This is a genomic window from Geodermatophilus sp. SYSU D01105, assembly GCF_054050095.1.
The window spans coordinates 94274-108548 of record NZ_JBJGYR010000019.1 but is presented as its reverse complement, the minus strand read 5'-3'; the positions used below and the strand labels follow the sequence as shown (position 1 = coordinate 108548).

Below are 14275 nucleotides of genomic sequence, written 5' to 3'. Positions count from 1 at the left end.
GGTCACCACCCCCACCACCAGTACCACCCCCCCTCGCCGGCGCCCCCCCCCCCCCCCCCCCCCCCCCCCCCCCCCCCCCCCCCCCCCCCCCCCCCCCCCCCCCCCCCCGCTCGAGGGCCGCCCGCCAGCCGGGCCGGGCTGGGTGCCGGCTGCGGACTGCGGCGAGACCGCGGCCTCGCTCACGGGTGCAGGGTGGCCGAGAGCGGCCGGTCGCTGGCGACGTCCACGTGGTTCTCCTCAGTCGTCCCCGGGTGGGGCGGTGGTCGTCCGCAGGCGCGTCCGAGGGCGACGGAACGCCTCGGACTCGTTCGCTCTGCGAACACTTGTCCGCGTTTGTCGGAGGACCTTGAGCGACCCCAGGAGTGTTGTCAAGCACACGTGTGAGACGCGTCTCGCATTCGTTATCGAGCGCCCCAGGCACCTCATCGGGTCGCGCGATCCGGACAGCGACCTCGCGATCGGGATAGCCGGGAGGGGGTGGCCGACCTAGCGTCCGCAGGTCCGCCGGGGGCCCCGACCGTCCCCGGGAGCCGGCGACCAGGAGGCGACGTGGCCGACTACAACCCGTTCTCCAGCGGCGTCGATCCCGCTCCGACGACACGCAGGGTGCGTCGTCTGGTCACCGGTCTCGACGCCGAGGGCCGGTCGACGATCGTGCTGGAGGACGAGGGACGGCACGCCGCTGCCGGCCACGGCGTCCCCACGTACGTGGCCACCCAGCTGTGGCGGACCGAGACCTCACCGGCGGACAACACCGGCCCGTTCCGCGACCCCTACGACACCGACCAGCCGCTGAGCGTCGGGCCGCCGCAGAACGGCACGATCTTCCGCACGCTGGAGCTGCCGCCGGACCGGGAGTGGCGGTTCGACGCCGACGGCAACGAGATCCGCCCGCTGGCCTTCCACACCACCCGGTCCATCGACTACGCGATCGTGCTGCGCGGGGAGATCTGGGCGGTCCTCGACGCGACCGAGGTGCGGATGACCGCCGGCGACGTCCTCGTGCAGCGGGGCACCGCGCACGCCTGGTCCAACCGGTCCGACGAGCCCTGCCTCATGGCGTTCGTGCTCGTCGGCGGCAACCTGCCCGACGAGGCCTGAGCCCCCGGGTCAGCCGGCGCGCGTCTGCGAGGGGAGCTCCCCGAACCGGGCCCGGTAGGCCGCCGAGAAACGGCCGAGGTGCGTGAAGCCGCACGCCAGCGCGACGTCGGTGACGCTCCCGTCCCCGTCCGCGAGCCGCCGGCGCACCTCGTCGAGCCGGACGTCGCGCAGGTAGGTCATCGGCGAGAGCCCGAACGCCGTCCCGAAGGCCTCCTGCAGCCGGCGCACGCTCGACCCGGCGGCGGCCGCCACGTCGGTGACCGTCAACGGCTCGGCGTAGTGGTCCCGGATGAACTCCTGCGCCCGCCGGACGGTCCGCGGGCGCAGCGGGCTCGCGGCGTCGGTGAGAGCCGCCGAGTAGTTGTGCGGCTGCGCGGCCAGCAGACCGGCCACCAGGGTGCGCACCTGCCGACGACGGACGAGCGGGGAGTCCAGCAACCCGGGCGAGTCGAGCTCGGCCAGCGTGAACTGGACCAGCGAGAGCCACGACCGGCCCGCGCCGGTGCGCAGGTCGAACGCCGGCGCCCACCGGACCGGGCCGGTGACCTGACGCCCCAGCATGGCGGCCAGTTCGGCCTCCACGAGGTCGCGACTGAGCTTCATGCCGACCACGCCGCTCCCCGCCCGCGCCCGCAGCTGGTGGCGCTCCCGCGCGCCGTGGACCGCGGCCGACCCCGGCTGCACCAGGACCTCGTCACTGCCGCTGACGGCCACCACGGACCCGGAGAGGACGAGGTTGACGTGGTAGGTGGTGGCGTCCTGGTCCGGCGTCACCTGCACGTCGCCCCCGGGCCGGATGTAGCCGAGGGTGAAGTCCGGCTCGTGCAGCGCGTGCAGCACCGAGGCGGCCGGGAACCGGCCGGTGACCTCGGGCCGGACCTCCGCGGGGTAGTAGACGGCGTTGAGCCGGGAGGTGAACTCGGAGACGTCGCTGGAACGGCAGAGCGGGAAGCGCTGCAACGGCGGTGCCGGTGTCATCAGGCCCCTTGCGACGTGACGGTGGACACAGGTGCCGCTCCACGGTAGATGCCCCCTCACCAGGAGGACACACCCGGCCGGGGTCGTCGCCCCTGTGTCGCCCGGCCGTGTCACCCCGCGTGGGGAACACCTGGGGAGCCGATCCGGTTACCCTGTCTGCACAACTACACAGGGGGTGAATGGTCTCGACTTCGGTCGGGTGGCCAGGGGAAGCGAGCCGAGGAAGGCGACGATGAGCTCGTTAACCACGCGTCGCAAACCAATCAAGCGCCGACTCCAGTCAGCGCGACTTCGCCCTCGCTGCCTGAGCAGCGTAGGCGGGTCTGTCAGCCCGGGTTCGTCATCGGCCCGGAGCCTGGCATCAGCTAGATGACTCACCGTGCGTGCCGGTCGCGGGCGCGCACGGGACACCGCACAGCGACTGGGCCCGTCATCCCGTCTCGTCCGCGAGATCGGGAGGGTCGAGCAGAGACGAAGCGGACTGCGCTCGGAGAAGCCCTGGACATGCGTCGAAGGACGCGGGTTCGATTCCCGCCACCTCCACCCACCCACCCACCCCAGGGGCCTTGGCGAGCAGCCAGGCCCAGTGTCGGCGAGGAGCCGGGCCACCGCGGACAGCGGTGGCCCGGCTCTCGTCCTCTCCGGGGCCCACGTCAGGTGCGGGCCCTCCCCGACCGCGTCCCACCCCCTCGACGCGTCGTGCGGCTGGGGCCGCAGCCCCGCCGGCCTCACCTGCGTCGGCATCTCGCGAGGCGTGGTGGCGCACCCCGCGGCCGCGAGGCGATCACGACCAGCGGGGCTCGACCGGGGGGCACCCCTGCGCACGCCGACCGGTCAGTGCGACTCCTCGCGGGGGGCCGTGGCCTGCTGGCCGTAGCCTCGCAGCCGCCGTCCGACCTCGGCGACCTCCTCGGCGTCGAGCACCCGCACCGGCGCCCCGGTCGCCATCGCGCGCAGCTGGACGTCGCAGATGTACTCCAGGTACGGGACGAGCCCCATGACCTTGGCGAGGTCCTCGCCGGTGAGGACTGCGCCGTGGTTGCCCATGAGCGCGGCACTGCGGTCGCGCAGCGCGGTGGTGACGTTGTCGGCCAGCCGGCGCGTGCCGAAGGTGGCGTACGGGGCGACGCGGACCGTGCCGCCGAACATCGCCGTGTAGTAGTGCGAGGCGGGCACCTCGTCGACGAGGGTCGACAGGGCCGTCGAGGCGGGGGCGTGGGTGTGCACGACGGCCGTGCGTGCCGACTCGCGGTAGACGGCCAGGTGCAGGGCCAGCTCGCTCGAGGGCTCCAGGACGGCCTCGACGGGGTTCCCGTCGAGGTCGTGGACGCCGACGTCGCGCGCGGACATCGCCTCGTAGTCCACCCCGCTCGGCGAGATGACGACGAGGTCGTCGACCCGCACCGAGACGTTGCCCGCCGTTCCCACGACCAGGCCGGAGCGGCTCAGCTCCCGGCAGGCGTCCGCCACCTGCTGGCGCTGCCGGGCGAGCAGGAGGTCGGGCGCGTCCGGTCGCGCGGTCCCGGCGCTCACGGCTGGAGCACGTACTTCGAGCCGCGACCGGCAGCCATGTCCTCCAGGCTGGGCACCAAGGCCTCGAGCGGGCGGACCTCGGTGACCAGCGAGAGGCCGTCCACCTTCTTGGACGCCAGCAGTTCGACGGCGGTGCGCACGTAGTTCGGCGTGTGGTGGAAGACGCCCTTGAGCGTGTACTCCTCGTAGTGCATCGCGGAGGAGTCGACGGAGAACGGCGCGCCCTTCGGGGTGCCGCCGAAGAGGACGGCCGTCGCGCCGGGCCGGAGCGTGCGCACCGTCTGCTCCCAGACGCCGGGCAGCCCGACCGCCTCGATGCCGACGTCGGCGCCGCGTCCCGCGGGCGTGCGGCTCTTGATGAGGGCGACGCGCTCCTCGGGGTCGGCGACGTCGGACAGGTCGATGGTGTCGACGGCGCCGACCCGGCGGGCCTGCTCCAGGCGCCACGGGGTCTGGTCCACCGAGATCACGTTGGCTCCGCGCAGCGTCGCCAGGCGCACGAACATCAACCCGATCGGCCCGGCCCCGTGGACCACGACGGTGTCGCCGAGCTCGATGCCGGTCTCGGCCATGCCGTGCACGACGGTGGCCAGCGGCTCGAGCGGCGCGGCGGCCGCGAACTCCAGGTCGTCGGGCAGGACGTAGGTGTTGCGCTGCACGATGGCCCGGGGGATGACGACCTGCTCGGCGAAGGCCCCGTTGAGGAACTCGAGGTTCTCGCACAGGCTCTCCCGGCCCCGGGTGCAGGCCCAGCAGTGGCCGCAGGGCGCGGTGTTCGCCGCCACGACCCGGTCGCCGACGGAGAAGTCGGTGACCCCGTCGCCGACCGCGGCGACGACGCCGGCGAACTCGTGGCCGAAGCGCGACGGCAGGGTCGGGAACAGCTTCGGGTGGCCGCGGCGGTAGGACTTGAGGTCCGTGCCGCAGGTGGCCGCCGCCCGCACGTCCACCAGCAGCTCCCCCGGCCCCGGCTCCTGTGCCGGCACGTCCTCCACCCGGAGGTCCCCCGGTCCGTAGAACACCGCTGCCCTCATGCGTGTGCACCTCGCATCATGCTGCTCCTCACGTGACGTCCGTCTGTGGTCTCGCGTCGTCGATGGGTCCAGGGCTGCGCGCCGCGCCGTCCGGCTCGGTCGCCTCATGGAGGGCGTGCAGCAGGTCGCGGGTCCCGGCGTAGAGACGCCGGTACACCGCCAGCAGGTCGGCATAGGCGGCGACGGCGTCGGGCCGGGGCTCGACGACCCGGTCGGTGACGGCGAGCGCCGCGGCGGCCTCGCGCAGGGAGCCGAACGCGCCGACGGCGGTGAGTGCGACGGCCGCCGCGCCGAGCGCGCTCACCTCGCCTTCGGCGCGGACCTCCAGGGGCCGGGCGAAGACGTCGGCGAGCACCTGCGTCCAGAGGGCGCTGCGGGCACCGCCGCCCATGGCTCGGATCACCTCGACCCGTTCGCCACGGGCCTCCTCGAGGCCGTCGAGCTGCAGCCGCAGCTCGTAGGCGATGCCCTCCAGCAGCGAGCGGTAGAAGTGCGCCCGGCCGTGGCCGCTGCGCCAGCCGATCGTCAGCCCGGACGCCCGGCCGTCCCAGTGCGGCGTCTGGGCCGCGTTCCAGTACGGCAGGGTGAGCAGCCGCTCGCTGCCGATCGGCACGGCCGCTGCCTCCCGCTCGAGCTCCGGGTCCGGCGCGCCGGCCAGCTCTCGTGCGCCGAACTCGCGGCGGAACCACGTCGGCAGGAAGGTGCCCGAGGACGTGAACGCCTCGACCGTGACGTGGCCCGGCAGCGCCGACACCATCGACCGGTAGGCCCGCGAGGGCAGGTAGGCAGTGCTCTCGCTCCCGATCACCACCGCCGTCCCGAGGACGAGGTACGCACTGCCGGGTTCGGTGACGTCCAGGCCCAGCCCGGCCGCCTGGCCGTCACCGAGACCGGCGACGACCTCCACCGTGCTGCTCAGCCCCCAGCGCTCGGCGACCTCGGGCCGCAGGGGACCGAGCGTGGCACCCGTCCGGACCAGGTCGGGCAGCTGGTCACGCCGGAGGCCGGCGACCTCGAGCAGCTCGCTGCTGTAGTCGCCGGTCCTGACGTCGAGGAGGGCGAGCGGGTCGACCGACGCGGTGCTGGAGACCCAGTGGCCGGTCATCGCGTGCACCAGGTACCCGTGCACGTCGACCACCCGGCGGGTGGCGGCGGTGGTGCGCGGCTCGTGCTCCCGCAGCCAGGCCAGCTTGTAGAGGCCCGGGGTGATGTCGGCCGGCTTGCCCGACAGCTGTTCGATCCGCTCGGTGCCGAGGCGCTCGGCCTGGGACTCGGCGCGCCCGTCCATCCACAGGATCGCCGGCCGCAGCGGCCGGTCGGCGTCGTCGAGGCAGACGAACGACTCACGTTGGTGTGTCACGCAGACCGCGGCGACGTGTTCGGGGTGCTGCACCTCGGCCAGCGCGGCGCGGACGGCCGAGTCGGTGGCGCTCCACCAGTCGGGGGCGTGCTGCTCGAACCGACGGGCGGCGGGAGTGGCCGTGTCCAGCGGGTGCGCGCCGCTGCCCAGCACCCGCCCCCCGGCGTCGACGACGAGGGCCTTGGCCGCCGTCGTGGAGCAGTCGATCGCCACCACGAGCGGCGCGGTCACGGCTCGCACCCCGGCTCGGGGGAGGTGGGGGGCACGGGTGCGACGACGACGTTCGCGCCGCTCGCACGCAGCTGCTCCACCTCGCTCTCCTCGAGGCCGGAGTCGACGACGACGGCGTCGAAGTCGGCCAGCGCGCAGATCCGGTGCACCGCGCGGCGCGCCGTCTTGGTGTGGTCGACGAGCAGGACGCGCAGCTCCGCACTGCCCATGAACGCGCGCTTGAGGTCGGCCGCGGCGCTCGACGGGTGGAAGCAGTTGCCCCGGGTCACCGCCGGCACGGACATGAACAGGACGTCGTAGTGCACCGCTTCCAGGGCGCCGATCGCCTGCGACCCGGTGAAGGCGGAGAAGTCGGGCTCGTAGTCGCCACCGATCGCGTGGAGCCGCACCCGCGGTTCGGCCGCGAGCTGGTTGATGGCGGGCAGGAAGTTGGACACGACCGTCAGGGGGAGACGCTCGAGGAGCAGCGGCAGGACGTGGAGGGCCGTGGTGCTGTCGTCGAGGGCGACCGCCTGCATCTGCACGCGTTCGGTCGCCCAGGTGAAGCCGGCCTGCGCGACGACCCTCTTCTCCCCCACGTTGAGCGTCCGGCGGAGGGAGACCTTGCGCTCGAAGGCCTCGCTCGGGGGAGCCTCGGCCCCCGAGCGGACCTTGCGCACCACGCCCTGGCTGTCGAGGTGGTCGAGATCCCGGTGGATCGTCATCGTGCTGACGCCGAACTGCTCGGCCAGGTCGTCGATCCGCACCCAACCCTGCGCCGTGACCAGCTCCGCGATCTGCGATCGGCGGAGCGCGTGACTGCTCCCGCGCTGGGCCAATGAGGACATGGCCGGCCTCCCCGGTCGTGACGACGATGCCGAACCTAACAGAACAGATGGGATTTACAACGCCATCCGTGTTATGTCCTGTGATCAGTGTGTGACCGCGGTCATCACGGACCCGGGCCGTGCGCACGTGGCGCCGGCAGTCGGAGCCGATGTGTACGATCGTTCTCATGAGCCTCCGGCCCGACGCGGGCGATCCCCGGACCATGCGCGAGCGGATGCTCGCCGGGGACCTCTACATCGCCGACGACCCCGAGCTCACCGAGGCCAGCGCCCGGGCCCTGGACCTGGCCGACGCCTACAACGCGACGACGGTCCGCCAGGGGCCGCTGCGCCGCCGGCTGCTCGAGGAGCTGCTCGGCGCCATCGGCGAGGGCACCGAGATCCGGCCGCCGCTGTACGTCGACTACGGCAGCTCCCTGCGCATCGGCGCCCGGTGCTTCGCGAACTTCGGCCTCGTCGCACTCGACGTCGCGCCGATCACCATCGGGGACGACGTCCAGATCGGACCCAACGTCCAGCTGCTGACCCCGACCCACCCGGTCGAGCCCGAGCCGCGGCGGGCCAAGTGGGAGGCGGCCGCGCCGATCACGATCGGCGACAACGTCTGGCTCGGTGGCGGGGCGATCGTGCTGCCCGGCGTGACGATCGGGGAGAACACCGTCGTCGGCGCCGGGTCCGTGGTCACCCGGGACCTCCCGGCGAACGTGGTGGCGGTGGGCAACCCCGCCCGCGTCGTCCGGACCCTGGACGCGACCGGCCGGTGAGCGCCGACCCCACCCCGGCTCGGCGGGCCCGCCGGTACGACCCGGGCCGGCGCGACCGGCTGGTGGACACCGCGCTCGACGTCATCGCCGAGCAGGGCGTCGCCGCCGCCTCCCACCGGGCGATCGCCCGTGCGGCCGACGTCCCGCTGGGGTCGCTGACCTACCACTTCGACTCGCTGACCGACCTGCTCGCCGCGGCGTTCACCCGACACGTCGACACCGTCGCGGCCCGCTTCGACGAGCGCATGCGTGCCGCACCCGACCGGGCGGCGGCACTCGAGGCGCTGGTCGAGCACCTCACCGGCGACCTGCTCGGCTCGCAGCGCGACCTGGTGCTGGCCGTCGAGCTCTACGTCGCCGCGGCCCGCAACCCGGCCCTGCGCGCGGTCACCCAGGACTGGATGTCCCGCAGCCGCCGCAGCCTCGAGCGCCACCTCGACCCCGTCACCGCGCGGGAGGTGGACGCGCTGGTCGAGGGCCTGGTCCTGCACAGCGCCCTGTCCACCGATCCGATGGACGCCGACCAGATCCGTTCCGCCCTCTCCCGGCTCGCCGGCTGAGCCCCGACCCCGAGGACCCCGTGGAGACCGCCACCCTCGACGCCGCGCGCCTGCGCCGTGCCCGCAGCGCCGTCGCCGCCTGCTTCTTCCTGAACGCCGTGTTCTACGCCGGCCTCGTCCCGCGGCTGCCGGAGGTGAAGGCGCAGCTGGGGCTGAGCAGCACCGCTCTCGGCGCGGCCCTGGCGGCCGTGCCGCTGGGGGCCCTGCTGGCCGGCCTGTCCTCCGCGCCGCTCATCCGCCGGTTCGGCTCCGGACGGGTGGCCTCCTACGGCCTGGTGCTGCTCGGCGTCACCGTGTGGACGGTGTCGGTGGCACCGAACTGGCTCGGCCTCGCCGCGGCGCTGCTGGTGGTCGGGGCGCTGGACGCGATCATCGACGTCGCGCAGAACGCGCACGGGCTGCGGGTGCAGCGGCTCTACCAGCGCTCGATCCTCAACGCCTTCCACGGCATCTGGAGCGTCGGCGCGGTCACCGGCGGGCTGCTCGGCTCGGCCGCGGCCGGGCTGGGGGTGCCCCTCGTCGCCCAGACCGCCGGCGCTGCCGTCGTCTTCGGGGCGCTCGCACTGGTCGTGTCGCGGGTGGTGCTGCCCGGCCGCGACGAGCCGGAGCCGGCGGCCGACGAGCAGCCGCGGGAGCGCCCGCGCCGGCGAGCCGCCGTCCCGGCGCTGGCGGTGCTCGGCGTGCTCGCCGCGTGCGGCGCGTTCGTCGAGGACGCCGGCGCCTCGTGGAGCGCGCTCTACCTGCGCACCGAGCTCGCGGCCGGCGCGGCCACCGCCGGCCTGGGCTTCGTGGCCCTGCAGGTCGCGATGACCGTCGGGCGGCTGACCGGCGACCGCGTCGTCGACCGGTTCGGCCAGCGGCGGGTGGCCCGTGCCGGCGGGGCGCTCACCGCGGCGGGGATGGGCCTGGCCCTGGCCCTGCCGTCGGTGCCCACCACGCTGGCCGGGTTCGCCCTCGCCGGGCTCGGCGTCGCCACCCTCGTCCCGGCCGTCTACCAGGCGGCCGACGAGCTCCCCGGACTCCCGCACGGGCTGGGGCTGGCGGTGATCAACTGGCTGCTCCGGATCGGCTTCCTCGTCTCACCGCCGCTGATCGGGGCCCTGGCCGACGCGACCAGCCTGCGGGTCGCCCTGCTCGCGGTCGTGCTCGCCGGGGCCGGCACGCTGGTGCTCGGACGATCCCTGCCGGGCCGGCCGGCCGCGGACCGAGCCGGACCGTCGTAGCGGGCCCCTACCGTTCCCGCACGACCCGACGGCGGACGACGGCGAGGAGGCCGCGGTGGACGAGATCCTGGAGCGCATCCGGCAGGGGATCGCGCTCGGGCAGCAGGGGCGGCGCGCCGAGGCCCGCGCCGCGTTCACCGAGCTCTGGGAAGCCCTCGGCCCCGCCGGCGACCCGCTGCACCGCTGCTTCCTGGCCCACTCCATGGCCGACGTCCAGGACGACCCGCGGGACGAGCTGGCCTGGGACCTGCGGGCCCTGGAGCTCGCGGAGTCGGTCACCGACGAGCGGGCCGCCGCCGCGGGAGCCATCGCGCCGGTGGCCGCCTTCCACCCCTCGCTGCACCTAAACCTCGGGGAGGACCACCGCAGGCTCGGGGACCTCGCCGCGGCGCGCCGCCACCTCGACCTGGCCCGCCAGGCCGCGCCGGCGCTCGGCGAGGACCCCTACGGCGCCCTGATCAGGGAGGGGCTGGCCGGCCTAGCGGCGCGCCTGGACGACGAGGAGCCCCCGACACCCGGCAGCTGAGCACCGCCTGGCCGCACCGGTCCCTGCGCGTCCGTGGCGCGCCCGGTCTCAGACGCCGGTGGCGCCGTCGATGCGCTCCCGGATCAGGTCGGCGTGGCCGGCGTGCCGCGCGTACTCGGCGATCATGTGGCTGTAGATCCACCGCAGGGTGACCTGCCCGCCCATGAACGGGCTGGTGTCGTCCAGTCCGCGGGCCGCGCAGTTCTCCCGGGCGCGCGCGACCTCGCCCTCCCAGGTCGCCCGGGCGGTGGCGAGCGAGGCGCCGTCGGCGAGGTCGAAGCCCCCGTCGTGGCCAGAGGGGTCGGCGTCCGGATCGTGGATGGCCGGCACCTGCTCCCCCGCGAGCACCCGGCGGAACCAGTTGCGCTCGACCTCGGCCATGTGCTGCACCAGCCCGAGCAACGTGAGCGGCGACGGCGGCACCGACGCGGTGGCCAGCTGCTCGTCGGTGAGCCCGTCGCACTTCCCGGCCAGCGTGGCCCGGTAGAAGTCGAGCCAGCCGTCCAGCGTCGTGCGCTCGTCGGCCTCCAGCGGCGGCATGGCCCGCCCGGTCGTCGTCATGGTCGCGATGGTGTCAGCCCTTCACCAGGCGCCGACGCCCCGCCGCCGGCCACCCCCGGGGAGGTCAGCGGGTGGGCTCCTCCGCGCGAGCGGTCTCCGACTCCCGCGGCATCGGGATGCCCGGCCCGGACGGAGGGACGTTGGGGTTGTGCCGGAAGAGGTTGTCCGGGTCCCACTCGGCTTTGAGCGCGGACAGCCGGCGGTACTTGTCCTCGCCGTACGACGCCCGCACCCGCCGCTGGTCGGTGTCGGTCTCGAAGTTCAGATAGGCGCCCTCGTCGGACACGTACGGCTGCAGCGCCTCCCAGAGTTCGCGGACCCAGAGCCGGTCGGCCTCGAACCCCTCCTCGTCCGGTGCGATGTCGAGCAGGGCGAGCGCCCAGCGCGTGCTGCGCGGGCTCCCCCACGCCGTCGCGTCGTCCGGGACCTCGGCGAACCGACCGCGCAGGGAGAACATCGGCACGTAGGACATCGGGGACCGTCGACGGGGCAGCCGGTCGAGCAGGACGTCGATCGCACCGTCCGGCAGGTCCTGGAGGTTCACGCTCTTCGCGTACCCGCGGATGCCCCATGGCTCGGCCTCGTCGAGCATCTGCTGCAGTGCCACGTACGGGAGGGGCGTGACCAGCTCGACGAGCGGGTCGAGGTCGCGGAGAGGCGCCACCGCGTCGGCGTGTCGTCGAGCGTCGCCCCAGCCCGTGACCATGACGGCGACCCCCGGGACGCCGCGGTGCTCCGCGGGGACGAACGGCTCGTGGGGTGCGGACAGCACCGCCACGACCGCACTGGCGCTCGAGGGGAGTTCGAAGAGGTACCTCCGGGCGAAGGCGAGCACCTGCCCGGCCCGCTCGACGGGCCAGAAGAAGAACCCCAGGTTCACCGTGGGATCGAGGTCGTGCAGGTCGAACACCAGCTCGGTCACGACCCCGAAGTTGCTGCCCGCACCTCGCAAGCCCCACAGGAGGTCGGGGTGCTCCTGGTCGGACACGGTCACGGTGCGGCCGTCGGCAGTGACCAGCGTCGCCGCGACCAGGTTGTCGCAGGCCAGCCCGTGCTGTGGGGTCAGCCAGCCCATCCCACCGCTGAGCGTCAGGCCGGCGACCCCGGTGTGACTCACCGTCCCACCGACCGTCGCGAGTCCGTGCGGGGCGGTCGCGGCGTCCACCGCGGCCCAGGTGGCCCCACCGCCGACGTACCCGCGCCGCGCCGCCGGGTCCACCCGGACGCCGTTCATCCGGGAGAGGTCGATCATCACCGCGCCGTCGGCGACACAGCTGCCGGCCGCGCTGTGCCCGCCGCCACGGACGGTGACCTCCGTGCCCGCCTCGCGGACGAGGGTCAGCGCCATGGCGACCTCGTCGGTCGAGGTGGGCCGCACGATCAGCGCCGGCTGCCGGGAGACGGCGCCGTTCCAGACGGCCTCGGCCCGGGCCTGGGCGAACCCGGCGTCGGCCGGTCGCAGCACCTCCCCCGGGAAGGAGCGGAGGAACCGGGTGGTGGTCTGGTCGTCGAGTGGCATGACAGCCCCCTCTGAGCCCGCAGGCTGCTCCCTGGTGGCGCAGCACCGCTGAGAGCGATCAGGACTCTGGCACAGGCCGCAGGGACCGGAGTCCCCCCGCGCACGCCGGTCGGGTCCAGCGGCGCGTGGTGACCCTGGGAACACGGGTCCGGCTGCCGAGCGACCCCCGCCCGCAGCCGCGCCGCTCAGAAGGTGATCCGGTGCCCCACGCCCCGACGGCAGGCCGCCGCGAACACCAGCCCGGCGGCGGCCGCGTCCTGCACGGCGACGCCGACGGACTTGTACAGGGTGAGCTGGTCGGCGGTGGTGCGCCCCGGCCGCCGCCCCTCGACCAGCTCGCCGATCTCGACGACGTCGTCGGGCAGCAGCAGGCCCCGGCCGAGGGGGTCGCTGAGGTCGCTGCTCCCGACCGGGTACGGCTGGAGCGCGGTCTCCCGGTGCTCGACCGCGACCAGGGCGTCGGCGACGGTGTCGTCGTCCACCTCGCGCCCGGTGGCGGTGAAACCGACCGAGGTGACGTGCGTGCCCGGGTCGAGCCAGTCCCGCCGCACGACCGGCTCCTCCGCCGCGGTCGCCGCGCAGACCAGCCCGGCGCCGCGCGTCGCCTCCGGCCACGACGCCACGGCCCGCGCCGGCAGCCCCGCCGCGCGCAGCTCGGCGGCCAGCGTCTCCGCGCGCTCCGGGTGCCGCCCGGCGACGCGCACGTCGGACAGGTCCCGCACGATGCCGGCGGCCAGGGCGTGGGCCCGGGCCTGGACACCGGTGCCCAGGACGGCCAGGACGGTGGCGTCGGGGCGGGCGAGCAGGCGGATCGAGAGGGCCGAGCAGGCGGCCGTGCGGGCCGCGGTGATCGCGTTGCCGTCCATCAGCGCGCACGGTGTCCCGGTCTGCGGGTCGAAGAGCCCGATCAGCGCCTGGTGGGTGGGCGTCGCCGGCACCGGGTTGCCCGGGAACACCGAGAGCACCTTGACCGCCAGCCAGCCGAGCGTGGGGCTGTAGCCGGGCATCGCGGCGAGGAGACCGCGCTCGTCGACGAGCGCGGCCACCCGCGGCGGGACCGAGGCCCGCCCGGCCGAGAGGTCGGCCATCGCCGTCGCCAGCGCGTCGACCAGGGCGCGCACGTCGAGCAGCTGCTCGACGTCCCGCCGTCGCAGGAGGAGCACCGTCCGATGCTGCGCGCGCGGACCGGCGCCGGTCAACGGTCCCCGGCGGGCAGGCTGTCGGCCGTGGACCTCGAGGCCGACCGCGCGGTGGCCACCGAGCGGCTGCTGCGCCCCGGCGTCGGCGTGCTCGCCGGCGGGGAGGACGCCGGAGCGGGCCGGACGCTGCTGGTCCGCTCCGTCGCCGGCCCGATCGCGAGTCGCGCCCTGCCGCTGCGGCCCTGCCGCACCGAGGAGGACTGGGCGCGGTACGCCGCCGCCCGGCTGCCGGTCGAGGCGGCCTTCGGCCTCGACGAGGACGCCGCGCGAGCGCTGGTCGGCCGGACCCGCGAGCGCACGGTGCGGCTGGGCCTGCGGCTGTGGCTGGCGCCGGGCGCGGACGGCGACCTGGTCGGTGCGGTCGGCGCCGTCCGGTTGCCCTCCGACGTCCGGACGGCACGGCTGCAGGAGGTCGACGTCTTCCCCGGGCACCGCGGGGCGGGCGCCGGCGACGGGCTGCTGGAGGCCGTCCGCCGGCGCCTGGCCGCCGAGGGCGTGGCGACGCTGGTCGTCGCCGCCGACGAGGACACTGGCCGCTGGGCTGGTACCGCCGGCGCGGTCTCCGGCCGGTTGCGCGCGTCCCCCGACCCACCCCGTCGGGATGACGTTCCGGTTTCGCGGCTGGAGTCCCGCTCGCCCGGTGCCGAACCTCCCGGTACTCGGACGGAAGGAGCTCGTCGTGCGGACCATGGCGTGCAGGGCGGTGGCCCAGGCCTCACTGGTGGCGACGACCGCGTCGCTGGACGACGAGCAGCCCTGGCCGCTGCTGCTGGTCGCGGGCTGGTTGACCACGGCGGCCGACCTCACCCTGCAGGCCGACGCCGCGGACGTCGTCCTGGCCTGACCCGGCGACGCGGCG

Annotated in this window: 14 protein-coding genes, 1 other RNA gene and 1 pseudogene; 8 read left to right on the top strand and 8 right to left on the bottom strand. The window is 74.9% G+C overall.

The features are described from left to right. The first annotated feature begins 549 nt into the window (after positions 1-549). Positions 550-1101, top strand: coding sequence for a cupin domain-containing protein (locus ACI79I_RS18285; RefSeq protein ID WP_456993742.1), 552 nt, complete (start codon positions 550-552; stop codon positions 1099-1101). 9 nt (positions 1102-1110) lie between these two features. Here ACI79I_RS18285 and ACI79I_RS18280 read toward each other — a convergent pair whose 3' ends face one another. Next, positions 1111-2079, bottom strand: coding sequence for an AraC family transcriptional regulator (locus tag ACI79I_RS18280; protein ID WP_456993741.1), 969 nt, complete (start codon positions 2077-2079; stop codon positions 1111-1113). A 171-nt stretch (positions 2080-2250) separates the two neighbouring features. Between ACI79I_RS18280 and ssrA the strand changes: the two genes are divergently transcribed. After that, positions 2251-2625, top strand: a transfer-messenger RNA (tmRNA) gene (ssrA, locus tag ACI79I_RS18275). Positions 2626-2913: 288 nt separating this feature from the next. Here the strand turns inward: ssrA and ACI79I_RS18270 are convergent. Genes ACI79I_RS18270 through ACI79I_RS18255 form a run of 4 tightly spaced genes read right to left on the bottom strand, consistent with a single transcriptional unit; the run spans position 2914 to position 7064 of the window. Next, positions 2914-3612 (bottom strand): class II aldolase/adducin family protein, encoded by a 699-nt coding sequence (locus ACI79I_RS18270; RefSeq protein ID WP_456993740.1) that lies wholly within the window; start codon positions 3610-3612, stop codon positions 2914-2916. Then, a complete protein-coding gene (locus ACI79I_RS18265) occupies positions 3609-4646 on the bottom strand; it encodes a zinc-dependent alcohol dehydrogenase (RefSeq protein ID WP_456993739.1) in 1038 nt (345 codons plus the stop codon). Before ACI79I_RS18265 ends, ACI79I_RS18270 begins: the two co-directional genes overlap by 4 nt. A 28-nt stretch (positions 4647-4674) precedes the next feature. Next, on the bottom strand, positions 4675-6237 hold the full coding sequence (locus ACI79I_RS18260; RefSeq protein WP_456993738.1) for a xylulokinase: 1563 nt from the start codon (positions 6235-6237) through the stop codon (positions 4675-4677). After that, positions 6234-7064: a DeoR/GlpR family DNA-binding transcription regulator gene (locus ACI79I_RS18255; protein WP_456993737.1), complete on the bottom strand. Its 831-nt coding sequence runs from the start codon at positions 7062-7064 to the stop codon at positions 6234-6236. The genes ACI79I_RS18260 and ACI79I_RS18255 overlap by 4 nt, the downstream gene beginning before the upstream one ends. A gap of 167 nt (positions 7065-7231) precedes the next feature. Between ACI79I_RS18255 and ACI79I_RS18250 the strand changes: the two genes are divergently transcribed. The 4 genes from ACI79I_RS18250 to ACI79I_RS18235 are packed head-to-tail and all read left to right on the top strand — an operon-like array spanning position 7232 to position 10137. Continuing rightward, on the top strand, positions 7232-7828 hold the full coding sequence (locus tag ACI79I_RS18250; protein WP_456993736.1) for a sugar O-acetyltransferase: 597 nt from the start codon (positions 7232-7234) through the stop codon (positions 7826-7828). Next, a complete protein-coding gene (locus ACI79I_RS18245) occupies positions 7825-8388 on the top strand; it encodes a TetR/AcrR family transcriptional regulator (protein WP_456993735.1) in 564 nt (187 codons plus the stop codon). Before ACI79I_RS18250 ends, ACI79I_RS18245 begins: the two co-directional genes overlap by 4 nt. A gap of 20 nt (positions 8389-8408) precedes the next feature. Continuing rightward, positions 8409-9611, top strand: a complete 1203-nt coding sequence (locus ACI79I_RS18240) for an MFS transporter (RefSeq protein WP_456993734.1) — start codon at positions 8409-8411, stop codon at positions 9609-9611. Positions 9612-9666: 55 nt separating this feature from the next. Next, positions 9667-10137 (top strand): hypothetical protein, encoded by a 471-nt coding sequence (locus ACI79I_RS18235; protein ID WP_456993733.1) that lies wholly within the window; start codon positions 9667-9669, stop codon positions 10135-10137. Positions 10138-10185: 48 nt separating this feature from the next. Here ACI79I_RS18235 and ACI79I_RS18230 read toward each other — a convergent pair whose 3' ends face one another. The 3 genes from ACI79I_RS18230 to ACI79I_RS18220 form a co-directional block, all read right to left on the bottom strand. Beyond that, the gene (locus ACI79I_RS18230) at positions 10186-10698 is read right to left on the bottom strand and encodes a DinB family protein (RefSeq protein ID WP_456993732.1); all 513 of its coding nucleotides are present in this window, start codon (positions 10696-10698) and stop codon (positions 10186-10188) included. Positions 10699-10762: 64 nt separating this feature from the next. Next, positions 10763-12217: an FAD-binding oxidoreductase gene (locus tag ACI79I_RS18225; protein ID WP_456993731.1), complete on the bottom strand. Its 1455-nt coding sequence runs from the start codon at positions 12215-12217 to the stop codon at positions 10763-10765. Positions 12218-12402: 185 nt separating this feature from the next. Continuing rightward, on the bottom strand, positions 12403-13380 hold the full coding sequence (locus tag ACI79I_RS18220; protein ID WP_456993730.1) for an ornithine cyclodeaminase family protein: 978 nt from the start codon (positions 13378-13380) through the stop codon (positions 12403-12405). Positions 13381-13386: 6 nt separating this feature from the next. On the opposite strand from ACI79I_RS18220, the pseudogene ACI79I_RS18215 reads away from it, so the two are divergent. Further along, a pseudogene (locus ACI79I_RS18215) lies at positions 13387-13920 on the top strand (GNAT family N-acetyltransferase); the annotation flags it as partial. Positions 13921-14095: 175 nt separating this feature from the next. Next, positions 14096-14260, top strand: a complete 165-nt coding sequence (locus tag ACI79I_RS18210) for a hypothetical protein (RefSeq protein WP_456944532.1) — start codon at positions 14096-14098, stop codon at positions 14258-14260. The last annotated feature ends 15 nt before the right edge of the window (positions 14261-14275 follow it).

What these genes read in the sequence shown, in the direction of transcription:
- ACI79I_RS18230 (WP_456993732.1), bottom strand. Translation starts at nt 10,698, where the DNA reads ATGACGACGACCGGGCGGGCCATGCCGCCGCTGGAGGCCGACGAGCGC.
- ACI79I_RS18280 (WP_456993741.1), bottom strand. Translation starts at nt 2,079, where the DNA reads ATGACACCGGCACCGCCGTTGCAGCGCTTCCCGCTCTGCCGTTCCAGC.
- ACI79I_RS18255 (WP_456993737.1), bottom strand. Translation starts at nt 7,064, where the DNA reads ATGTCCTCATTGGCCCAGCGCGGGAGCAGTCACGCGCTCCGCCGATCG.
- ACI79I_RS18225 (WP_456993731.1), bottom strand. Translation starts at nt 12,217, where the DNA reads ATGCCACTCGACGACCAGACCACCACCCGGTTCCTCCGCTCCTTCCCG.
- ACI79I_RS18265 (WP_456993739.1), bottom strand. Translation starts at nt 4,646, where the DNA reads ATGAGGGCAGCGGTGTTCTACGGACCGGGGGACCTCCGGGTGGAGGAC.
- ACI79I_RS18250 (WP_456993736.1), top strand. Translation starts at nt 7,232, where the DNA reads ATGAGCCTCCGGCCCGACGCGGGCGATCCCCGGACCATGCGCGAGCGG.